Annotated in this window: 18 protein-coding genes and 1 pseudogene; 16 read left to right on the top strand and 3 right to left on the bottom strand. The window is 39.8% G+C overall.

Annotated features, from left to right (window positions below):
* The first annotated feature begins 72 nt into the window (after nt 1-72).
* From AC1MBV_RS15390 to AC1MBV_RS15350, 9 genes and pseudogenes are all read left to right on the top strand, one after another.
* A complete protein-coding gene (locus AC1MBV_RS15390; protein ID WP_480948695.1) occupies nt 73-285 on the top strand; it encodes a helix-turn-helix domain-containing protein in 213 nt (70 codons plus the stop codon).
* 42 nt (nt 286-327) lie between these two features.
* Nucleotides 328-2,286 (top strand): type I restriction-modification system subunit M, encoded by a 1,959-nt coding sequence (locus AC1MBV_RS15385; RefSeq protein ID WP_480948694.1) that lies wholly within the window; start codon nt 328-330, stop codon nt 2,284-2,286.
* A complete protein-coding gene (locus AC1MBV_RS15380; RefSeq protein WP_480948693.1) occupies nt 2,283-3,491 on the top strand; it encodes a restriction endonuclease subunit S in 1,209 nt (402 codons plus the stop codon). Before AC1MBV_RS15385 ends, AC1MBV_RS15380 begins: the two co-directional genes overlap by 4 nt.
* Before the next feature lie 4 nt (nt 3,492-3,495).
* On the top strand, nt 3,496-4,479 hold the full coding sequence (locus AC1MBV_RS15375; RefSeq protein ID WP_480948692.1) for a DUF3644 domain-containing protein: 984 nt from the start codon (nt 3,496-3,498) through the stop codon (nt 4,477-4,479).
* Between the two features lies 1 nt (nt 4,480).
* A complete protein-coding gene (locus AC1MBV_RS15370; protein WP_480948691.1) occupies nt 4,481-7,636 on the top strand; it encodes a type I restriction endonuclease subunit R in 3,156 nt (1,051 codons plus the stop codon).
* A gap of 75 nt (nt 7,637-7,711) precedes the next feature.
* Nucleotides 7,712-8,044 carry a hypothetical protein gene (locus AC1MBV_RS15365; RefSeq protein ID WP_480948690.1) on the top strand — a complete coding sequence of 111 codons (333 nt, stop codon included), beginning with the start codon at nt 7,712-7,714 and terminating at the stop codon, nt 8,042-8,044.
* A 13-nt stretch (nt 8,045-8,057) separates the two neighbouring features.
* A complete protein-coding gene (locus tag AC1MBV_RS15360) occupies nt 8,058-8,654 on the top strand; it encodes a hypothetical protein (protein WP_480948689.1) in 597 nt (198 codons plus the stop codon).
* Nucleotides 8,655-9,062: 408 nt separating this feature from the next.
* Nucleotides 9,063-9,917 carry a hypothetical protein gene (locus AC1MBV_RS15355; protein ID WP_480948688.1) on the top strand — a complete coding sequence of 285 codons (855 nt, stop codon included), beginning with the start codon at nt 9,063-9,065 and terminating at the stop codon, nt 9,915-9,917.
* Nucleotides 9,918-10,795: 878 nt separating this feature from the next.
* Nucleotides 10,796-11,052, top strand: a pseudogene (locus AC1MBV_RS15350) (tRNA-dihydrouridine synthase); the annotation flags it as partial.
* A gap of 78 nt (nt 11,053-11,130) precedes the next feature.
* Here the strand turns inward: AC1MBV_RS15350 and AC1MBV_RS15345 are convergent.
* The gene (locus AC1MBV_RS15345; protein WP_480948687.1) at nt 11,131-12,075 is read right to left on the bottom strand and encodes an NAD(P)-dependent oxidoreductase; all 945 of its coding nucleotides are present in this window, start codon (nt 12,073-12,075) and stop codon (nt 11,131-11,133) included.
* 440 nt (nt 12,076-12,515) lie between these two features.
* On the opposite strand from AC1MBV_RS15345, the gene AC1MBV_RS15340 reads away from it, so the two are divergent.
* On the top strand, nt 12,516-12,866 hold the full coding sequence (locus AC1MBV_RS15340) for a DUF2200 domain-containing protein (RefSeq protein WP_255749440.1): 351 nt from the start codon (nt 12,516-12,518) through the stop codon (nt 12,864-12,866).
* Nucleotides 12,867-13,008: 142 nt separating this feature from the next.
* A complete protein-coding gene (locus AC1MBV_RS15335) occupies nt 13,009-13,968 on the top strand; it encodes a tRNA dihydrouridine synthase (protein ID WP_255749438.1) in 960 nt (319 codons plus the stop codon).
* 154 nt (nt 13,969-14,122) lie between these two features.
* Here AC1MBV_RS15335 and AC1MBV_RS15330 read toward each other — a convergent pair whose 3' ends face one another.
* On the bottom strand, nt 14,123-14,440 hold the full coding sequence (locus tag AC1MBV_RS15330) for a type II toxin-antitoxin system RelE/ParE family toxin (RefSeq protein ID WP_255749436.1): 318 nt from the start codon (nt 14,438-14,440) through the stop codon (nt 14,123-14,125).
* Nucleotides 14,437-14,742 (bottom strand): type II toxin-antitoxin system RelB/DinJ family antitoxin, encoded by a 306-nt coding sequence (locus AC1MBV_RS15325; protein WP_255749434.1) that lies wholly within the window; start codon nt 14,740-14,742, stop codon nt 14,437-14,439. The genes AC1MBV_RS15330 and AC1MBV_RS15325 overlap by 4 nt, the downstream gene beginning before the upstream one ends.
* A gap of 464 nt (nt 14,743-15,206) precedes the next feature.
* Here AC1MBV_RS15325 and AC1MBV_RS15320 point away from each other — a divergent pair, with 464 nt between their 5' ends.
* From AC1MBV_RS15320 to AC1MBV_RS15300, 5 genes are all read left to right on the top strand, one after another.
* Nucleotides 15,207-15,650 (top strand): MarR family winged helix-turn-helix transcriptional regulator, encoded by a 444-nt coding sequence (locus AC1MBV_RS15320; RefSeq protein WP_480948686.1) that lies wholly within the window; start codon nt 15,207-15,209, stop codon nt 15,648-15,650.
* Nucleotides 15,651-15,664: 14 nt separating this feature from the next.
* Nucleotides 15,665-16,573 (top strand): cation efflux transmembrane domain-containing protein, encoded by a 909-nt coding sequence (locus AC1MBV_RS15315; RefSeq protein WP_480948685.1) that lies wholly within the window; start codon nt 15,665-15,667, stop codon nt 16,571-16,573.
* Nucleotides 16,574-16,614: 41 nt separating this feature from the next.
* Nucleotides 16,615-17,436 (top strand): dimethylarginine dimethylaminohydrolase family protein, encoded by an 822-nt coding sequence (locus AC1MBV_RS15310; RefSeq protein WP_480948684.1) that lies wholly within the window; start codon nt 16,615-16,617, stop codon nt 17,434-17,436.
* 462 nt (nt 17,437-17,898) lie between these two features.
* Nucleotides 17,899-20,511, top strand: coding sequence for a phosphoenolpyruvate synthase (gene ppsA / locus AC1MBV_RS15305; RefSeq protein WP_480948683.1), 2,613 nt, complete (start codon nt 17,899-17,901; stop codon nt 20,509-20,511).
* A 265-nt stretch (nt 20,512-20,776) separates the two neighbouring features.
* Nucleotides 20,777-22,540 carry a copper resistance CopC/CopD family protein gene (locus AC1MBV_RS15300; RefSeq protein ID WP_480948682.1) on the top strand — a complete coding sequence of 588 codons (1,764 nt, stop codon included), beginning with the start codon at nt 20,777-20,779 and terminating at the stop codon, nt 22,538-22,540.
* Nucleotides 22,541-22,548: the final 8 nt, after the last annotated feature.

Raw genomic sequence — 22,548 nt, 5'->3', positions numbered from 1 at the left:
TGTAAAGAAATTATTTGCGATATAATGAAGTTAATAATATCATGTATTTATACATATTTAGAGGTGAATACAATGGAGATTACTTATAAAAAGCTTTGGAAGCTTCTTATTGATAGAGATATGAAAAAGAAAGACTTGCAGAAGCTTGCAGGCATTAGTTCTGCTACGATTACAAAGCTTGGCAAGAACGAAAATGTTAGTACAGAAATAATACAAAAAATCTGCATTGCTTTGGAATGCGATGTATGCGATATCATGGAAATGGATGATACCAAACGCAGTTAATGCATATTTTTGTTAATTACCAAACAAATGGAGGCTTGTTTCATGATAAATATAAGAAAATTAGAATCAGAATTATGGGAATCTGCAGATCTCTTACGTCAAGGTTCCAAATTAAGTTCACAGGAATATTGTATGCCTGTCCTCGGATTAATCTTTTTACGTTATGCATATAGCCGGTTTAAATATGTAGAGGCAGAAATACTTAAAGACCGTCCTGTTCGTAATGGACGCGTTCTTCCAGTTGAATCTAGTGATTTTAAGCAAAAGAGTGCTATCTTTTTGCCTGAGAAGGCCCGATATGACTATCTGCTCAATTTGCCTGACGATGCTGATTGTGGTAAGGCAGTAAATGAAGCTATGGAGCTGATTGAGACAGAGAGTACTCAACTAAAAGGAATACTGCCCAAAACCTATACCTCTTTCAGAAATGATTTATTGAAAGAATTGTTGCGTATTTTTAATAATAGTGCATTGAATGAAATCAACGATGATATCCTTGGACGTATTTATGAGTATTTCTTAAACAAATTTGCTTCTGCAATTGCTTCGGATGATGGAGTTTTCTTTACACCTAAATCCCTGGTTAAGATGATTGTGAATATCATTGAGCCGTCTCATGGGATAGTGTTGGATCCAGCTTGTGGAAGTGGTGGTATGTTTGTTTCTTCCAGTAACATTGTCAATGCTGAAGGGATCAATGCTAATTCTGCCATGACTTTTTATGGACAGGAAAAAGTGGAATTTAACGCCAAGTTATGTATCATGAATATGGCTGTACATGGTCTAAATGCAAAGATCAAATCCGGTGATGAAGCCAACAGCTTTTATCATGATGCTCATAATCTAGAAGGTAGTTGCGATTATGTCATGGCTAATCCTCCGTTTAATGTAGATAAAGTAAAAGCCGAATCTACTCAGAATGCGGGACGCTTACCTTTTGGACTGCCAGGAGTAAATCAAAAAAAGGAAGTCTCTAACGGCAATTATCTATGGATTTCATATTTCTATGCTTATTTAAATGATACCGGACGAGCCGGGTTTGTTATGGCAGCTTCTGCTACGGATAGCGGCAATAAGGAACGAGAAATCAGAAAGCAGCTTACCCAGACTGGACATGTAGACTGTTTAATGTCAGTGGCCAATAATTTCTTTTACAAGGTTTCACTACCTTGCTCCCTGTGGTTTTTTGATAAGGGAAAGAAAGAAGAATTAAAGGATAAAGTACTTTTCATAGATTCCCGTAATTACTATACCGTAGTGGATCGAACACTCAATGAGTGGAGTGAATGGCAGATGAAAAACCTGAATGCTATTGTTTGGCTCTATCGCAGAGAGAAAGAAAAGTACAATAAACTATTACAGGATTACAGTATTCAAATCATCAATGACTGCAAGGAACTCGATACTGAATTTGAAAGTATGTCGGTACTTTTGAATGGTTATGGTGAGAAGCTTAAACCATTGCGAGTTCAGATTGCAGATATCATTAAAAATACAGAGAATATTAACCAGCTGTTACCACTGAATGATGTGTTGAAAAAGTATACTGCAGAGCTTAATGCTTCACTAAAAGCTTTTATTGAATACGGTGATGGATTGGAGAAGGCAGAAGCTAAGGAGTTTGCTAAATCCATCGATGAAAATGCAACAACCTGGGATCGCTTCAAAAAGTCTGTTTCTGCTTGCATTGAGGAAGTAGTATCTCAAATCAAGGCATGCCGAATATTGATAAAAGAAGCAAAGTGGCTTACTGAAAAATTCAGCGAAGGTACATATACGGATGTTTTAGGGCTATGTAAAGTTGCAACTATAGCTGAAATAGAAGAAAAGAACTGGAGCCTTACTCCAGGAGCTTATGTTGGCGTTGCTCTTATTAAAGAAGATGATGAAAACTTCGAAGAAAGAATGACCGAAATCCATAAGGAGCTCTTAGCTTTACAGTCAGAGGCAAACCAGTTGATGGGTACTATTTCGGCGAATTTTGAGGAGTTGGGGATATGAAGTGGAATAAAGTGAAACTTGGTGACTTTGTTAATACCCTTAAAGGATTTGCTTTTAAAAGTATTAAGTATAAAAATATAGGAGTTCCAATTGTACGGGCTTCAAATTTTACAATGGATTCTATATCTTTTGATGGTATAAAATACTATTCAAAAGAAGATGCAGCACAATATAATAAATATAGATTAAATGCGTGTGATGTACTTGTTCAAACCGTTGGGTCATGGCAAATTAATCCAGATTCTGTAGTTGGTAAAGTAATCTGTGTACCTACGGCGTTTACTGGAGCTTTGCTAAATCAAAATATTGTAAAATTATCACCTGTTGATAATGAACATTTAGATAATAAATTCCTTTTTTATAGATTGAGAAACAACGATTTCAAACAGCACAATTTAGGAAATGCGGTAGGTGCAGCAAATCAAGCTAGTATTACATTAAAAACAATCAGAGATTTCACATTTGAACTACCCCCAATTGAAGTTCAACGTCGAATTGCTGACATTCTCTCTGCTTATGATGATTTGATTGAAAATAACCAAAACCAGATTAAGCTGTTGGAAGAAGCAGCTATGAGATTGTATAAAGAATGGTTTGTAAACCTGCGATTCCCTGGGCATGAAAACACTAGGATTGTTGATGGTGTACCGGAGGGGTGGGGGCGAAAAAAGCTTATTGATATAGCTGACATAATAATGGGGCAGAGTCCAAAATCAGAATACTATAATGATAGACAGCAAGGTTTACCCTTCCATCAAGGCGTTACAAATTATGGTTATCGATTTGTAATTGATGAAACATATTCTACAAGTTTTACACGTATTGCAGAAGCGGGAAGTATTTTGTTCAGTGTACGTGCACCAGTAGGGCGAATGAATATAACAAAAAATAAAATCGTTATTGGTCGTGGCTTAGCTGCAATTAACCACAGAGAAAATTTGCAGAGTTTTCTTTTTTATATGCTTAAGAATCGATTTTATAAAGATAACCTCATAGGAAACGGTTCAATATATGTTTCTATAACAAAAGATGCTCTGCACTCACAAGAATTTATAATACCTAATGATAACTTAGCTAATGAATTCAACACTATTGCGAAAGAGATTGATCAACGGATATCAAATGCCGATAGACAAATCATTTTATTACAACAAGCTCGCGATAGACTACTCCCTAATCTTATGAGCGGTGAAATTGAGGTGTAAACTGATGCCAAGAGGAAAATCTATCACAAAACTGCTTTTGGATTCATCACAGGCTGCGCTATTTGCTGGAATTGAGATACATAATAAGCCTAATATTCCTTATAGGTATCCTACGGCAACTATATTAATTATAAATGCGTGGGAATTGGCGTTTAAGGCTTATGTATATAAGTTTATAGGCAGTAAGAGAATTTATGAAAAAAATAGTGATCATACTATATCCTTAACAAAAGCTGCGGTGCTTGTACGAGATAATATTAACACTGTTAAAAAGAACAAAGAATTTCAAGCTGTGTTTGGTAATATCATGTTATTGAATGAATATCGATGTTCTAATATTCATTATGCTGATGAAAAATTAGATCCTATCATTTTTATGCTTGTTAGCAAAGCAGTACTGAATTATGATGGTTTTCTGAAGGAGTACTTTAATAAAGACATTACTAAAAATGACAACTTGATAATATTACCTGTTGGTTTGAAGCTACCTTTTGACCCTGTAGAATATCTTAAACAAAATGGTGGCGACAGTAGCAATAAATTCGTAAATATAGTACTTGAAAACATTAAGGGCTTGTACAAAGAACAAGTACACGACACAATTATCGTTGGTTTTGACTTATTTACAGCGAGTGTTAAGAAGGCAGAGAACGCTGATTTAGTTGCTGCTATAGATCAATCAAATGGTGATGTTAGACTTACAAAAGCGGTTCGAATTACGGATGATGAGAAGGCACCTTTGGTTCGATTGGAACCTGAGTTGTTACCGTTATCCTATAAAGATCTACAGCAACGAGTTAAGCTGAATCGACCAGATATTAAGTTTAATAGTATATTCAATGATATAATGACAGAAATAAAAAAGAATAACACACTATGTCAGACAAGATATTTAGATCCCAAAACAAAAACAGGAACAAAGAAGTGTTTTTATTCTGAGAAAGCAGTTAATGAAGTTATAAGAATGTATGATGAAGGGGGTGTATAGGATGAGTTCGGAATATTCCGAGAACATATTAGTGCAAAATAGTGCAGGAAACCTGCTTCAAGATGAATTAGGGTGGGAGGTTCAGTTTGCCTATAATAAGGAAGTCCTTGGCGAGAATGGCACCTTCGGGCGTAAAAGTTATAAGGAAATTGTTCTTACCCGTTACCTACGGAAGGCCTTGTTTAATAATAACGACTGGCTAACAGAAGAATACTGTGATTCTGCGATGAAGACACTCCTTGCTTATACATCCTCTAGTACTCTTATGCAGATCAATCGTGAAAAATATAGGATGCTCCGAGATGGTATACCTATAAAAGTAAAAAAAATTAACGGTGAGCAGGAGGAAAGACTTGTTAGGGTATTTAATTATTCCGAGCCTAAAAAGAACGATTTTCTTGCTGTTAAAGAGATGAAGATTCATGGCGAATTATATCGCCGCAGAACCGATATAGTTGGCTTCGTGAATGGTATTCCTCTGCTTTTTATCGAGCTGAAAAAGCAAAATGTGGATGTACAGGATGCATACACCTGCAATTACACTGACTATCTGGATACCATTCCCCAGCTGTTTCATTTCAATGCCTTTGTGATGTTGTCCAATGGTTTGGAGTCCAAGGTAGGTACCCTGGGTAGTAAGTACGAATTTTTTAATGATTGGAAGCGTCTGCATGAGGATGATACCGGTTCTGTGGAATTGGCAACAATGCTGAGAGGTATATGTGATAAGAAAAACTTCATGGATTTATTAGAGAATTTTATCCTTTTTGATACTTCCGGTGGTACAACGGCAAAAATTATGGCAAGAAACCATCAGTTCCTTGGAGTTAACGAAGCGGTGGAATCTTACAAGAATCGAAAGCTTAATAACGGTAAACTGGGTGTTTTCTGGCATACCCAGGGTAGCGGAAAAAGTTACTCTATGGTATTTATTGCACAGAAAATCCGTCGAAAATTTGCTGGCTCTCCAACCTTTGTTATTCTGACAGACCGGGAGGAACTGAACAAACAAATCAGTGATACATTTGAAGCTTGTGGCTTACTTGGTACTACGAAAGCCAAACAGTTTATCGCTACCAGCGGCGAGGATTTGATTCAGAAGTTAAAAGGAAATCCAAGCTTTATATTTACATTGATCCATAAGTTTAATAAACCAGATGAACCACCAATCATTCCTGACCACGACATCATTGTCTTATCGGATGAAGCACACCGTACTCAAAATGGTATATTTGCTGATAATATGTGTGCATTGCTTCCTACCGCTTCTCGTATAGGATTTACAGGCACACCATTGTTTGCTTATGACAATATTACTGAAAGAACATTCGGTGGCTATGTATCTATTTACGATTTCAAGCGTGCCGTAGATGATGGCGCAACAGTTCCGCTTTATTATGAAAATAGAGCCGATCTACTTGATATTGACAATCCTGAAATCAATGATGAACTGCTAAATGCTATAGAACAGACTAATCTGGATGTCAATCAGCAAGCCAAGCTAGAGCAGGAATTAGCTAAGGATATTCATGTCCTTACCAGCAAAAAGCGTTTGGATACCATTGCAAAGGATTTTGTGGAGCATTACTCTGAGTTATGGACAACGGGCAAGGCCATGTTTGTTTGCATCAACAAAGTAACTGCAGTTCGAATGTATAATTTGGCTCAGAAATATTGGGAGCAAAAAATAAAGGAAGTCGAATCTTCTCTGACCGGAGCCACACAGCAGGAATACATGGAAATCAGCCGTAAACTAGAGTGGATGAAGAATACTGAGATGGCGGTTATCATCAGCCAGGAACAAAATGAAATTGCGACTTTTGAAAAATGGGGACTGGATATTAAACCGCATCGCAGCAAAATGGAAAAGCGAGAAATGGACAAGGAATTTAAGGATCCGGATAACCCGTTTCGAATTGTGTTTGTTTGCGCTATGTGGCTAACTGGTTTTGATGTGAAGTGCCTTTCTACAATCTATTTGGATAAGCCATTAAAGGCGCATACCTTGATGCAAACCATTGCACGAGCGAATCGTGTTTATGAAGGAAAAAGTAATGGTTTGATTGTTGATTATGTTGGTGTTGTCAAAGCGTTGAGGAAAGCTTTGGCTGATTATACAAAAACCAAAGGTGAAACTGGTAGCTCTGATCCTGCTCATGATAAAGCAGAGTTGATCGCTCGTGTCATTGCTTTAACCAATGACATCATCGAGTACATGAAACAGCATGGTTTTAATTTGTCAGCGCTCGTTCAGGCAGTTGACTTTGATAAGTTGGCCTTGGTTCAAGAGGGGGCCAATGCCATGTGCGTTTCAGAGGAAGTGAAGAAACGCTTTGAAGTTATGGCTAGGGAACTATTCAAGCTGTTTAAGTATGTCGAAAAGCAGGAAGTCACAGATCAGAACCGGGCTTATAAAAATGCAATTAGTGCAGTTTATGACCAGATGCAGGAGAAAAGGAAGCATTCGGATAATACGGATTTGATGATTCAGCTACACAATATAGTTAGTGAATATATCAAAGTCGTTAAGGCGCCAGAGCATGTAAACGAAGATGGTAGTGGATATTTGGTCGAAAGTCGCCGCTTTAACATCAACCATATTGATTTTGAACGCTTGCAGCAGGAGTTTGCACGTGTTAAGAACAAGAATCTTCTTATGAAAGATTTGCAGGAACTTATCAATGACAGGTTGGACAATATGATGAGGCGTAATCCGTCACGCATTAACTATTATGAACGATATCAGAAAATTATTGAGGAATACAATGCCGAACAGGACAAAGCTGCTATTGAGAAAACTTTTATTGACTTAACCAACTTCGTAAATGATTTGGATGATGAGGAAAAAAGATATGTGCGAGAGGGCTTTGACAATGATGAAGAATTGGCTATGTATGATTTGCTCTTAAAGGACTCTCTTACTTCCGCAGAGATTAAAAAGATTAAAAAGCTCGCCAAGGTATTGCTGGAACGTATTAGGGATAAAATCAGTGAGTTGGATCATTGGACAGAAAAGGAAGAGACGCAGGCTGCAGTTGATATTCTTATCAGGGATACCCTATGGAGCGAACTGCCTGAAAGCTATGATGATAGACTATTAAATGAATATCGCCGTAAGATTTATGAGTTTGTATATACTACTTACCCTGCGGCGTAAGATGCAATTGCGGAGTTACTTAAAGTTTAAATATGGAGTTAATTATTGGGGGAAACGGATATGTATTTGGGTTCATTGGAAGAACGTCGAGCTAGAACCAATGAAATAAAAATTGTAACTGCTGCTTTGTATGAAGCAAAAGTTAAGGATGAAGAAATCCTGCGAGTATTGATGAAGATATGTGATGCAGATAGAGAGGAAGCAACTAATACGCTTCGTAAGGAAAAGTTCATGTTGTACCCTTGTAAAGAATTGTATCAATACCTGATTCTAGAAAAAGGCTTTAAAGAAACTGACGCTGATGTGTTTGTACACAATAAAGCCAAACGCGCGTTGGCTTATAATAGGGAGCTTAGTAAATTAGCACCAGCTAAAATGTTTGATGCTATTAATAAGACTAATAAATAGGGGAGAAAAAATAATGGCTAAAAGAGATCGTTATGATGTGCTGGTTATACTTACAAATAATGCAGCTCTCATATGGAGCGCAGCTCGCGGGATAGCGCCGGATTCGGCGGCAGATAAGCTGGACGATGCTATGCTTGAATGGCAAAGCGAATTAACTAAAACATTGAAAATTTGGATTGATAAAGGTCTCACAATGGCTACAGGTGAGCTAATTCTTGCACGTGCAAATCTAGGTACAGTCGTTGAGTCATGGCTTAAATTCTTTTACTGTGTTTTTTATGAAGATTATTGTAAGAGCCCGATTACAAATAATAAAGGCAAAATGATAGAACCGGAAAAAGCGTCGTTTAATGATCTTAAAGACTTTAGTAGTGGAAAGCTATGGGATGATATAAATTCACCGGAATACGCTTGGGTTGATTCTGTACAGCATAAAAGAAATGCAATTCATTCGTTTAGACACAGAGATATTGGAACTTCACAGGAATTTTTGGATGATATTGATCATCTTTATGATTTTGTACATAATGTGCTTTCGCACTTTCCACCGCTTGAGGACTATATCAAGGTATATCCAGCGGGCTATGTGATAAATCCGTATTTTGATTGATATATTTTTGAGACTACAGATAGTATTTTGTTTTGGGTATATTCGAGGAACAAATAGTAGAATGTGAAGTCGACAAGCAAATATGAAATTATTAGAATGGAATATACATAAAATTGCAAATAATGTTCTCGTTAAGCCGGATTTGAACTCCATCCACGGCGAACCTTTCCTCGTAGACCTTGACTTTTTCAATCAGCCTACTGACCAGCTGTTCGTTGTATTCGCTGATAGTGCTTGTTGTTATGTTATTCTGTGCCATAGTGAGAATGGTTCCGCTCAAATTACATTTGTATGTTTAAATCTTTTTTTTTGATATGGTAAAAATGAAGATATAAAAAATCGCCCAATATGAATTGGACGATTGATAAAATGAAATGTACACATTTTCACTTTGAAGAGAGGTGCTTTATGGGAGAATGGGCAAAACCTAATAATTTTTCTGCTGCCTTCAGATTAACTAGTTCGAAATATGCTGATTCCTTTGTAGATACAGGATCAATCAAATTCAACACTCCCCAATCGTGGATTGATTACTCCAAAAAATATGGAGATGGGCGAGGAGATGGCTATGAGGGAACCCTGGCATTTTGTGATGGTTTAGATGTTGAACGTATATCCGAATTGACTCAAAAATATGAGTCTAGCTGCATCTTCAATCCTAATACCAGACCATTACTCAAGGAAATAAGCGGAGAACGACTATTTTTGAAAGATAAACGAAGTTTAGAGTTGCCCTGCTTTTGTGTGTACATCATGAAAAACAGCTTGTTCCCTTGTCCTGATAGTGGGGGAAAACACAGGGTAACCGCTAATATACCAGCTTCATATTTTAAAGACTTTTCAGACAACTTTTCACCGGAAGATATTGATAAGTTACCGTTAGAAGACCAACCTGCATTGATAGTCATTTCCGACTTTAATGAATTTAAGAATAGATTGCATAAAGCATTAAGGCAACTTGGTTTGGAAGATACTGAAATATTAATTGGGAATGTATCATATTTTGATTTTGAGACATACGGTTCTAATGGTTGGATGGATTTTGGCCAAAAATACCCTAAAGAATTACTGGTAAAAAACATCCGCTTTGCAGAGCAAAGTGAAGCACGAGTTATAATTAAAACTATTAAAAAGGAAGTTATTGAACGTCTATACAGTGCTCCAATAGAGTTAGGTTGCATGAAGGGTATAGCAAAAGTCCATAAAGGTTACTTGTACGCAGGTATGCGTGTCGAAATGACTGTAGACATATATGAAGAATAGATGTATATTTCTCATTCATTTTATCTTGATTTCTGCAGATTGTAATAAGAAAACATTTAACGTAGTATTGTTCAAAATAAGCAAGGCATCCTACGTGTAACCGTCAAGTAGTTTTGGTTCTTACGACATCTTGGGGAAGTAACATTTTTGAGAAATGGGCATTTGTTAGGTAGGAGGTGAGCACGCTGAAATTTTTAGACGACTTGTTATCTCCCAACGCTTTTTTACTGAATAGGCATTTTACAACGGATCAGTTGACTCTGATCATGAAAATAGAAAGTAAACAAGCAAGGTGTCCAAGCTGCGACCACATGTCTCATCGAAAACATAGCCGCTATATGCGTCAACTCAAGGACCTTCCTTATGGTGATCGTGAAGTTCAACTATTTTAATGTTCCAATAAATGGTTTTGTGATGCGGCTGACTGCGCCGTCAATGTATTTACTGAACGTCTAAACTTGATTGACCCCTATGCGGATCATATCAAACACTGTGTTCATCTGGGGAAACCGGTTAAACGAACGGTCAAAGAATTGAGAGATAAGGGCTATAAAGGCACTTACTCTGCTGTGCGCATTCGCGTGCAGAATTTGCGCCGTGAGGCTAAATTTGGCGTAAAAAAGAGAGAAACGGTCTCTCCCAGAAAACACATTCGCTATCTGTTCTGGTTGCCTTTCGAAAAATTATAATCAGAAGAAAAAGGGATTCTGGATGATACGCTTTCTCAATATCCTGACACTTATGGCTTTGTTCAATTATTCCGGGAGATGATTCATTTTAGCGATCTCGGAACCTTCTACTTCCTTTTGAGCTCCAAAGAAAACCATCAGAGTAAAAGTACCCGCTTATTTATTGATAAGCTACAAGAGAATTTTCGGCTAATGATTAAGCACGGTATTTTTGCCAATCCATTTGCCTTTGAAAAAGAAGCGAAAGATCATAGTAATAAAGAGCTGCTTGATCTCTTGAGGCTGCATCTAGATCTCTATGATCACTATTCGGCAAAATTAGAGCTGCGTCCGTTTACAGCGCTTCATCTTTCATTAAGATCTATGTCCTCGGTTTTCAAGAGTCAAGTGAATTAAGAAATCAATTGATGAGCACAAAGTCAACCAATGAGTACGTGCATTGCTGATCACTTTGTTCAGCAACAAGACAAAAATGATCAGGAGCTGCAATCTTATCGATGATCCAAATTGTCTCTGCAGGACGATTATAACTGATTAAGCTTGCTTACAGGTTCTTCACCATTCGCTACACGTTTTATATTATTCACAAAGAAATCATATCTTTTTTTATGGAATTTGAGACCGTCAGGCATACCTGCAGTATGGGGAGTAAGGATCACATTACTCAGATTCCGGAACTCGCTGTCCATTGGAAGCGGTTCGGACTCAAACACATCCAGGCATGCGCCTGAAGTGGCCCTGTTTTTTAATGCATCTGTCAAGTCTCGTTCATTGACAATGCCTCCGCGCGCCGTGTTGATAAATAGTACAGTATTCTTCATTTTTTTGAACACCGCTTTGTTGATCAGCTGTTTGGTTTGCGGATTTAGGGATACATGGACACTTACTATGTCCGATGCGCTTACAAGATGATCGAAATCCGTCATTTCCACAAAACCGTCAGAGTGTGCAGCGGCATGTCTAGCATAAGCCAGCACATTCATATCAAATACCCTGCAAAACTCAGCTACTTTTTTACCGACGGCGCCCAAGCCGATAATCCCAATCGTTTGGCCCGATAATTCACTCCCTGTATAGTCCAATTGATGCTCATCCGTCCTGTTTTTCATGAAAGTATCGAGAAAAGGTATGTTTTTATAATAAGACAAAATCAGTGCCATGACGTGCTCCGCCACTGCCTGTGCATTCACGCCTGCAGCATTGGCCGCCCAAATGCCGAGCTGCGTGCAGGCATCGATATCTACGTTATCAAACCCTGCGCCAGTCTGTACCAATTTTAATTTTTTTGCTCTAGAAAGCAGGGCGTGATCCACTTTAATATGTTCAGGTATAATCACCTGACAATCTTCAATATGTTGCAGCATCTCTTTTCCGGGCGGGACAATGACAATATCCCAGTCTTTTGGAAAATGCCTTGCAATCGTTGATTTTGAGGTCTCGGTAAAATAGCCGACGATGAGAATCTTCATTTTTGAATCACCTTTCATGCTCTATACCATGCTTCGAAGAAAACCCGTTTGATGCTTGAAAGGACAAGCTCGGCATTCTTCTCCACCATATACTGAGAGAGGGATCTCGGAATTTTTTTATATTTTGCTATACTATACTTAGTTCTTCTTATTGCCGAATATTTTTGCTGGAGTTTCTACACTTTTGCCTTAAATGCAGCACTTAAATTTTCTTAGTTCATAGGTAATAAACTCTCTATTTCTTGTGAATTAATTATATCAGGTTAAATATCTTTTCACCAAATCGTATTCGTTCAATATTTATGAATGCCTAATATGCCAATGAATGATTCAAATGAATATTTTTTAATAGAGGCATGTACGCCTTACTGTTCAAGGTTAAGGTTCGTATCACCTGCATAATGCAGTATGAAACAACCAGCAAAAAGGAGTGACACTTTATGAAAAATGAGCGTGTGTATAAGATGGCGTTTTCGAGAGTTTATCCGCTGCTCGTCCAAAAGGCGGAGCGTAAAGGGCGCACCAAATCTGAGGTTGATGCTGTGATTTGTTGGCTTACGGGTTATGATGATTCCGGCCTGCAAGCACAACTTGTGAAGAATAACGATTACGAAACCTTCTTTAGTGAAGCCCCGCAGATAAATCCGAACGCCGCCAAAATAACTGGTGTAATTTGCGGGCACCGCGTCGAGGAAATCGAAGAGCCACTTATGCAGAAAATCAGGTGGCTTGACAAACTGGTGGACGAATTGGCAAAAGGCAAACGCATGGAGAAGATCTTGAAAAGTTGAAAGTGAATGGCTAAAAAACTTTGCAAAATGCTTGGTGACAAAGATAAGTTTGATTTAAACTAATTAAGCATGCAAAAAAGCAATTTTGGGGATAAAGTTTTTTGATTTGGTATCCCATAATGAAAGGATTTGAATTTTAACGATGATTGATAATTTTTGGCGTGATTTACCACGTCCTTTTTTTATATTGGCACCGATGGAAGAGGTTACGGATGTTGTTTTCCGCCATGTAGTGAGTGCGGCTGCCAAGCCTGATGTGTTTTTTACAGAGTTTACAAACACAGATAGTTATTGCCACCCAGAGGGAATCCAAAGTGTGCGGGGACGTTTAACTTTTACGGAGGATGAACAGCCGCTTGTTGCCCAAATATGGGGGGATAAGCCAGAACATTTTCAGCAAATGAGTATGGGTCTAGCGAAGCAAGGATTTCGTGGTGTGGATATCAATATGGGTTGCCCAGTGCCTAATGTGACGGCGAATGGAAAGGGAAGCGGCCTGATCCTGCGCCCCGAAGTTGCAGCAGATATCATCCAAGCAACAAAGGCAGGGGGCTTACCCGTAAGCGTGAAGACAAGGCTCGGTTACTCGGATGTTGACGAATGGCACGACTGGCTGACACACATATTGAAACAAGACATTGCTAATCTGACCATTCATCTGCGTACAAGAAAGGAAATGAGCAAAGTAGATGCCCATTGGGAACTAATCCCGGAGATCAAGAAACTTCGTGACCAGTTGGCACCGGATACGCTTTTGACGATCAATGGCGACGTCCATGACCGGCAAACCGGCTTAAAGCTCGCTGATCAATATGGCATTGATGGGCTGATGATTGGGCGCGGTATTTTTGCGAATCCATTTGCCTTTGAAAAAGAGCAGAAAGATCATAACAGTAAGGAGCTGCTTGATCTCTTAAGGCTGCATCTCGATCTCCATGATCGCTATTCGGAAGCATTAGAGTTGCGTCCGTTTACAGCGCTTCATCGCTTTTTTAAGATCTATGTCCGTGGTTTTCGCGGGGCAAGTGAATTAAGAAATCAACTGATGAGCACAAAGTCAACAGATGAAGCTCGTGCATTGCTTGATCGCTTTGATCAGTAATAAGACACATTAGTTTAATTTAGGGTTGGGTAGAAGATTTGTTCGGATCATCGTGGTATCTAGAGAACGAAAAGCGTAGATAATTACGGTGAAAGGCTTTCATATGCTCACGGCTTATCCATTTGATCTCCGTTTCACCGTTATTTTCTTTTACTTACCGTAGCTGTGTCTCATAATCACGCCCGCTATACATGATACGAATGATAACCACGGTTTTCAGCGGTTCCACTGTCAGATAAAAGACAAGATATTTATCCACGGGTAGGACGCGAAGACCTTTACTATGCCATGGCTCCTTATCATAAAGGGAAAAACGAAACGGCATCTCATTCAGTTTAGAAGCTGCGTGCATTATACGTTGAGTTTGTTCTTTCGCAATTTCCGGATTCAGCAATGAGAGGGCGATATACTTATAAATGCTGTCTAGGTCTCGTTCCGCATGCTCGGTATATACAATCTTCCACAGATTCATTTGTCATAATCCTGCCGCATCCTCTCGGCGACGCGGTTAGCCGGTGTAATTCTCCCGGCTGTCAGATCGGCTAAACCTTTTTCAATTTCATCGTTGAATGTCTTTTCATTGAGAGATCCGAAAGTGAGTGGCTTGTTTTCGGACAGCTTTATATCGAAGGGAATTCCGCGCTGTAGCACGACCTGACGCAGGAAAAGACTGATCGCGTTAGACATGGGAATACCGAGCTGCTTCAAAACCTGCTCAGCCTGCTCCTTAATTTCAGGTTCAACGCGTGCGAAAATATTTGATGTTCTTGTCATTCGAAACACCTCCTATACCAAAATTATATTCGATTGTATTGCGATGTGCAATCATAGTGCAAATGTCGCTGCTGCTATTTGCTGTATCAACGAGGTATTGCCGTCTATGTCGAAAAGGGAAAGTAAAGATTTGCTTTTCCCATTTGTTTTGCAATAACAGCCATTCTATATCCGTTTTCTCGAATGGCAATTAACGAAGTGGTTATTCGACCGACGGATCAAGCCTGACATTGGCAAAATTTTAACAGTTTGCTCCAGAGCCCTATTAATCAGGTTCTGGAGCTTTTTCGTTCTTTTAAGATAAGCAGGCAAATCTTAGACCCTACCTAAGACTTGCCTGCTTATTTCTCTTTTTACTAATAGATCAGTTTATTGATCTAATGAGAGTATTATGCTAATATAGTTATGCAATTATAATTATATAATTATAACTATAATTGCCTAATTAAAAGGATGTGATAAACGTGGGACTTTCCCAGGAAATTGACCGATTATACTATAACGTTGTATTAAATGAGCTGGACATGATGAACGGGTCATCGCAATTTCCCAATATTACGTACAATAGCTTGCTTTACCTGGATTTAATCTCGATGACAGAAAACTGTACCGTCAGCCACCTCGCGAACATTCTGCATATTGCAAAATCGTCGGTAACCTTGAAGGTCAATGAATTGATGAAGCAGGGACTGGTACAAAAAAGGCAAAGCCAAGAGGACCGGCGTATTCACTATTTGAGTGTTTCTCCTGAGATTTACGAAGAGTATAAGCATTTTGACCGGGTAACACAGTTGGCAATCCAAAAGCTGGAGGCAGAATATTCACCGGAAGAAATCCGTCTTCTTAGCAAGATGCTGCACAAATTCAGCGACTTTTATGCCAATGAGCAGGAACCCGGCGGAAAGTAGGTGATTCACAAGAAATGAATATCAAAGCGAAAGAACAAAGAGCTCTGCTCGTAGGGACTATAACCTATTCCATTATGGGCCTGAGCAGCTTGGCGGTCTATTTCATAACAAAAATCGAAGCCATGTTTCTTGATGCGTCATTTGTTCTACTTACCGTGTTGTCGACGATTTGCGCGAGGCTTATTTCAAAGTATAGCGTTAAAACAAGTGATCGCTTTCCCAATGGTCTGTTTGTTCTGGAACCGATTTATGCATTAGTTCGATCGCTGATGATTCTCTTTCTTACTGTTTTTGCATGCATCAATGTAAGCCAGTCAGCATGGAACTATTTCATTTATGGAAAGGGCAAAGTCATCAATGTTCTTCCAATCATTCCCTATGAAGTTTTAGCCGTTGTCCTCTGTGGTTTTTTATATTTCTTTTACATGAGAAAAAACAGACAGCTCAATAATGTCAGCACCATGTTGAGTGCGGAGTCAAAGACTACTCTATTGGATGGAACGATGTGTGCCGGTATTGGTCTGCTGGCCGTGCTGCTCTCTTTTATTGATAAAAACAGCCCATTGTCATTTTTACTCTATACCGGGGATTTCTTTATAACTATTACTTTATCTCTGGCCGTGGTGAAAGCGCCGTTTAAGGTATTAAAACTAAGCTTTATTGAAATTGCAAATGGGACGATTGCAGATCAGGCGCTCAAGAACAAAATCGAAAGAACGATCCAAACCTATTTGCCACAAGAAGCTTCTAAAGATACACGCTGTCTCATTTTTAAAGTTGGCATGAGCTTTCGTGTTAGGATTGCAGTCAATGCTCAGAACATGGAAATTGACAGGCAGGTGCTGTTACAAAGTGCGAAACGCATTCAACAGATCCTTTCAGAGGAATATGGCCATGCAGATGTCCAATTAATCGATCCATAAAGTAAACAATGTCCAATCATTTAAAAATAGGAGGTTTTTTTATGCCGAACATACATATCGTCAATGAATATGATCCATTAAAAACCGTTGTTTTAGGAATTGCCGATAAGCTGTACTTTCCGGGAACGCATGATATTGAGATGGAGAATGAAAGCGCCTGGTGGAAAAAACTGCTGAACGTTTTGATTTATCGCAATTTGGAGCGAAAGCGGGTTCCGTTTTTTCTTGAGAAAAAGTTTCAAAAAGAACTGAGAAATTTTGAACAGGTACTTAAAGCTCAAGGAATTGAGGTCATCCATTTGGACGAAGTCGTTCCGTTGGAAAACGAGTCATCTGGTTTAGGACAAATGTATGCTCGGGATGCGGTGTTCTGCGTTGGGGAAAACATGATTGCAGGAAATCTACAAATTGAAATGAGAAAAAAGGAACGTCGCGGCTTTGAATCGATCTTTTCAAAGTATGATGACGGCACTCATGTGCAGAAGCTTGATCCACAAGGTTCCGCTTTTTTGGAAGGCGGGGATGTTATGGTCGATTATCCTTACGTATATGTCGGCATTGGAAAGTACGCCAGCAATATGGAGGGAGCAGAGTGGCTCCAGAAATTCTTGGGCAGCGAAGTCAAGGTGGTTCCAGTACATTTGAAAAATGAGGGGATCTTGCATTTGGATTGCTGCATGACGATCATAGGAGAGAAAACCGGGATTATTCATCGTCCTTCTCTGGAAGATCCACTACCCTATCCTTTGAACACCTACGATTTTATCGAGGTAGACAGTAAGGTACGTCACGAGATGGGGACAAACGTCCTTGTCCTGGCGCCGGATAAGGTTGTGGTTCAAAAACGCCATAAAGACTTGTAAAAAGAATTGCAGGACAGAGGATATGAGGTTTTTCCACTGGATTTCACGTGGCATACGCGCTTGGACGGAGCATTTCGCTGCGCCACCTGTCCTGTTGTCAGAGAAAATACACCAAAATAAAAACAAACAGAGGTCGTTAACCGCTGAAACCATTATTTGATAGAAGCATCGTTTTCATTACAAAAAAGAGCGCTTTGGTTGTTTCGTTTCACCAAAGCGCTCTTTTTTACTTTTTGTACTATAAGCAAGTTCAAAATTCAGTGGAGTATAGATAGTGCAACCTTTGCAACGGTTAGTGCTTTTAATGCCTATCTCCCCACAATAATTATAACATATAAAAAATCGTAAATGCAGACTGTTTGTTCGCATTTTCCAATGCTATAATGCAATAGCTCGTTACGGTGACGGGCTTTGAGGCATGATCACGGAGTGTAAAAAAGCATTTCCAAGGGAGGAAAGTGCATGAACTCTTATGTACTCAGGTTTAGGGAGATTGACAGAACAAAACTCATGGTTGTTGGTGGTAAAGGTGCTAATCTTGGTGAACTTTTCAAGATTGAAGGGATACGTGTACCTGATGGTTTTTGTATTTCTACTGAAGCCTTTAAAAGAATCATTGAGGGAACAATGTCGATTAACGAGTTGCTTGATCAGTTATCGCTTCTAAAGATAGAAGACCGAGATAAAATCGGTGAACTGAGCAGTGAGATTCGCAACGCCATCGAGGAGACAGCCATACCTGAAGTCATTGATGAAGAGATCACCCGTCTCCTTTTAAAACTTGGAGAAAGAAATGCCTATGCCGTACGATCCAGCGCAACGGCAGAGGATTTACCGACCGCGTCCTTTGCCGGTCAGCAAGATACGTATTTGAACGTGATGGGAAAGCAGGAAATCCTAAGAGCGATCAGCAAGTGCTGGGCATCGCTATTTACTGAGAGGGCAATAACGTACCGCCTTCAAAACGGTTTTGACCATCGTAAAGTCCACCTGTCTGTGGTTGTTCAGAAGATGGTCTTCCCGCTGGCTTCAGGAATTTTGTTTACCGCTGATCCTGTCACTTCTAATAGGAACGTGCTGTCCATTGATGCCAGTTTCGGACTTGGTGAGGCTTTGGTTTCCGGCCTGGTGAATGCTGATCACTATAAAGTGCGTAACAGCAAGGTTATTGATAAGAAGATATCCGCCAAGAAGCTGGCTATGTATGCCTTAAAGGACGGTGGGACGAAAGAACGGGAGATCCCGCCGGAACGGCAGAATAGACAAGTACTGACGGATGAACAGATTTTGCAGCTTGAGCGCATGGGCAGAACGATTGAAGAACATTTCGAACGCCCTCAGGACATTGAATGGTGCTTGGCTGACCATACATTTTATGTTGTCCAGAGTCGGCCGATCACGACATTATACCCGATCCCTGAAGTAAATGATCAGGAAAATCATGTCTATGTATCGGTTGGGCATCAACAAATGATGACCGATGCCATGAAACCATTGGGATTGTCTTTTTACCTGCTCATTACTCCTGCACCCATGCGTAAAGCCGGCGGAAGGTTATTTGTTGATGTCACACAAATGCTGGTTTCACCGAACAGCAGAAAAGCTCTGTTAGGTTCTATGGGACAACATGATCCGCTTATGAAAGACGCACTTATGACCATAATCGAGCGGGGAGACTTTATAAAATCGTTACCGAATGATAACAAAGAGCAGAACCCAAGTAAAAGCAATAAAGGGACATCCGCGGATGCTCAAGCACCAGTCGCAATTGATCCGAGAATCGTTTCTGATTTGATTAAGGCTAGTCAAAAATCCGTAGAGGATTTAAAGCAAAACATCCAAACACAATCAGGATTAGATTTACTTGATTTTATTCGAGAAGATATCCAAGAGCTGAAGAAGATCTTATTTGACCCACAAAGTACAGCTGTGTTTATGGCTGCTATAAATGCTTCATCATGGATCAATGAAAAGATGAACACGTGGCTAGGTGAAAAAAACGCAGCAGATCCGCTTTCGCAATCGGTACCAAACAATATTACTTCGGAAATGGGTCTGGCGCTATTGGATGTCGCCGATGTGATTCGTCCTTATCCAGAAGTCATTGATTATTTACACCATGTCAAAAATGATTATTTTTTGGATGAACTGGTTACGGTTGATGGCGGGAAAAAAGCCAAGGACGCGATCTGCGCTTTTCTTAAAAAATATGGTATGAGATGCAGCGGAGAGATCGATATTACGAGAGTGCGTTGGAGTGAAAAGCCAACGACACTTGTCCCGATGATTCTCAGTAACATCAAAAACTTTGAGCCTAATGCCGGTAATCAAAAATTTGAGCAAGGGCGGCGCGCTGCTTTAAAAAAAGAACACGAGTTATTAAATCAGTTGAAGCAATTACCGGATGGTGAACAAAAAGCCAAAGAAACAAAACGAAAGATTGATCTCATCCGAAATTTCATCGGGTATCGTGAATATCCAAAATATGGTATTGTTAATCGTTACTTCGTTTATAAGCAGGCTTTACTAAAAGAAGCCGAACAACTCGTAAAAACTGGCATTATTCATGAAAAAGAAGATATATTCTACCTCACTTTTGAAGAGCTTCACGACGCTGTACGTTCAGATACATTGGATGACCAAATCATCAACAAACGAAAAGCCGAGTACACGTTCTACGAAAAACTAACACCTCCGCGTGTAATCACGTCTGATGGTGAAATAGTTACTGGCGCATACAAACGAGAAAATCTTCCAGCCGAAGCGATCGCAGGTCTGCCTGTTTCTTCCGGAGTTATCGAAGGGCGTGCGCGTGTCATCTTAAATATGAAAGATGCGAATCTAGAGGACGGGGATATATTAGTCACTTCTTTTACGGACCCTAGCTGGACACCATTATTTGTATCTATAAAAGGCTTGGTCACCGAAGTAGGCGGATTGATGACCCACGGCGCAGTGATCGCACGTGAATACGGCTTACCTGCGGTTGTCGGCGTAGAAAACGCAACCGAACGGATCAAAGATGGAGAACGAATTCGTGTGAATGGAACAGAAGGGTATGTGGAAATTCTATAGACGGACGGGTAAGCCCTTGTGAACAAAAATCAAGAGTAATAGAAGAACTTTTGGAGTGGCACTGATTAAAAACGGTGTCCTTTTTTATGTTCAGATGTGTAGAAATGATTTAAATATCCTGCAAGAAAAAGTACGTTGCTAAATACCAAGTAAAATGCTATGATTACTTTAAATTTTATTGTGAGGTCCATCACTCGACTGTTTATTTGCTAATGCATGAACCTTGGAGGACATCATTAATTTTCAATGAATGGATGGTTAAATGATGATGAAGCAAAACATTTGTGCTTTTATTGCTATTATTCTTTTTTCGCTGCTTTTCGCTCAGTTTTCGTCTGCACATGCCTATGTGATTAAGTCAAATCCGGGTCAGAACCAGCAGGCGAGTGCTGATTTTAAAACTGTTTCAATTCAATTCAGTGAGGAAATACAGCAGACCTTTTTGACCTTGCAGATTCTTGATAAAGATGGTCATCGTGTTGACACAAATCAAGCACATATCGATAAAAAGAATCCTGCTGTGCTCGTCAATAACGTGAAGAAAAAGCTTGCGGTCGGTTATTACACGATCAAGTGGAAGGTAATCTCTGCAGATGGTCATGCGGTTAACGGAACGATCGGTTTCAAGGTCGGTCAGCCTGCAAACCGTTCAACCGTTCCACAGACAGACAAAACGGGCAACGATTTACCCGGTGCGGATAATCTTGTGATAAGATGGCTGATTTATGGTGGCCTATCCTTTTACTTTGGATTCGTTGTCTTCCTTAAATTCCTTTATCCGGCACGTAGTCCGCTTATTTACAAGCGGAAATCAACACGTATTGCGCTGTGGATCTCCGGAGGAATTTTGCTTCTTGGTGTTTTCCTTGCCTTGCCGTTGCAGGTGACGAGTAACGCAGGTGTCAATTGGCTGCACGCATTTAATGGAGAAGCGCTGAGGACAACACTAGTTGCGACTTCGTTTGGACCGATATGGTTTCTGATGCTCGGTACCCTGCTTGCAAGTTTTGTGCTTCAATATGGGGTATCTCGAACGAGATCAGAGCAAACGGCAGACTACCTAATATGGGCACAGATTATCTTGCTGTTTTTGTTTTCTTTGTCAAAAGCTTTTCTGGGTCATGCGGGAGGGGTCCAGAATCAGGAGATTAGGCTGCTGGCTGTATTTGCGGATTTTCTGCATTTATCCGCCGCCGCGATCTGGCTCGGCTCATTATTCAGCCTTCTGTTCTTTTTGCCGAGAGCAGTAAAAAAAGATTATCCGCCTGAACAGCAGAAAACGGTCTACTGGCAAACGGTTCATCGCTTTTCTCCTTTTGCAATCATTTTGGTTGGACTGATCTTTTTGACAGGAATTATCGGCAGCCTGATTCATCTACCATCTATCAACGCGCTATATACGTCAACCTATGGCCGGCTCCTTATCATTAAAGCTGCCCTGTTGATCATCATGCTGTTGTTTGCCGTATATTCTTATTCGCGTACCAGAGAAAAAGGGGAATTTCTGAAAAAAAGTGTGGTCAGTGAACTCCTGATCGGACTGGTTGTTTTACTGGCTGCTGCCGGATTAACCAACGTTTCTCCGCCTATTCCTAAAACAGTTCATAAGGTGGCAAGCCAGGACAGTACATTTGAAGGATTCGGTCCGAAATTTAACCATGGAAAGTCAACGAAAAATGAGAATGCGCCGAATGTATTGACAGATCCGAAGAAAACGGTTCACATGAAAGAAAAAAATTATGAGCTCACGCTGAAGGTTGAACCGCTTAAACTTGGTCCCAATACGCTTTATTTGGATGTTCTTAATAAGGGGAAACGTGCGCGTAATCTGCAACAGATTGTGTTAAAGATCCGCTGCATTGACATGGATATGGGTGAGACGAAAATCCAGTTTCCACTGTCAAAGCTCGGCAAAGGACTTGTCGTCAAGGATGCATTCGATATGAATCATCGCTTTCTGATCAACGTCCACGTTCTCGATAAAGCCTATCAGGCGGTCGACAAAAATTTCATTGTAAGCATCAAATGATACCAGGG

The sequence above is a fragment of the Sporolactobacillus sp. PKPK-6 genome (genome assembly GCF_056678885.1).
This window is presented reverse-complemented; position numbering and strand designations above follow the sequence as displayed.

Bases quoted from the DNA above. Each gene is read 5' to 3' on its own strand.
- AC1MBV_RS15390 (WP_480948695.1), top strand. From the start codon at position 73: ATGGAGATTACTTATAAAAAGCTTTGGAAGCTTCTTATTGATAGAGAT.
- AC1MBV_RS15385 (WP_480948694.1), top strand. From the start codon at position 328: ATGATAAATATAAGAAAATTAGAATCAGAATTATGGGAATCTGCAGAT.
- AC1MBV_RS15325 (WP_255749434.1), bottom strand. From the start codon at position 14,742: ATGACAAGAACATCAAATATTTTCGCACGCGTTGAACCTGAAATTAAG.
- AC1MBV_RS15300 (WP_480948682.1), top strand. From the start codon at position 20,777: ATGATGAAGCAAAACATTTGTGCTTTTATTGCTATTATTCTTTTTTCG.
- ppsA (WP_480948683.1), top strand. From the start codon at position 17,899: ATGAACTCTTATGTACTCAGGTTTAGGGAGATTGACAGAACAAAACTC.
- AC1MBV_RS15330 (WP_255749436.1), bottom strand. From the start codon at position 14,440: ATGAATCTGTGGAAGATTGTATATACCGAGCATGCGGAACGAGACCTA.
- AC1MBV_RS15345 (WP_480948687.1), bottom strand. From the start codon at position 12,075: ATGAAGATTCTCATCGTCGGCTATTTTACCGAGACCTCAAAATCAACG.
- AC1MBV_RS15360 (WP_480948689.1), top strand. From the start codon at position 8,058: ATGGCTAAAAGAGATCGTTATGATGTGCTGGTTATACTTACAAATAAT.
- AC1MBV_RS15380 (WP_480948693.1), top strand. From the start codon at position 2,283: ATGAAGTGGAATAAAGTGAAACTTGGTGACTTTGTTAATACCCTTAAA.
- AC1MBV_RS15310 (WP_480948684.1), top strand. From the start codon at position 16,615: ATGCCGAACATACATATCGTCAATGAATATGATCCATTAAAAACCGTT.
- AC1MBV_RS15370 (WP_480948691.1), top strand. From the start codon at position 4,481: ATGAGTTCGGAATATTCCGAGAACATATTAGTGCAAAATAGTGCAGGA.
- AC1MBV_RS15340 (WP_255749440.1), top strand. From the start codon at position 12,516: ATGAAAAATGAGCGTGTGTATAAGATGGCGTTTTCGAGAGTTTATCCG.
- AC1MBV_RS15355 (WP_480948688.1), top strand. From the start codon at position 9,063: ATGGGAGAATGGGCAAAACCTAATAATTTTTCTGCTGCCTTCAGATTA.
- AC1MBV_RS15315 (WP_480948685.1), top strand. From the start codon at position 15,665: ATGAATATCAAAGCGAAAGAACAAAGAGCTCTGCTCGTAGGGACTATA.
- AC1MBV_RS15335 (WP_255749438.1), top strand. From the start codon at position 13,009: ATGATTGATAATTTTTGGCGTGATTTACCACGTCCTTTTTTTATATTG.
- AC1MBV_RS15375 (WP_480948692.1), top strand. From the start codon at position 3,496: ATGCCAAGAGGAAAATCTATCACAAAACTGCTTTTGGATTCATCACAG.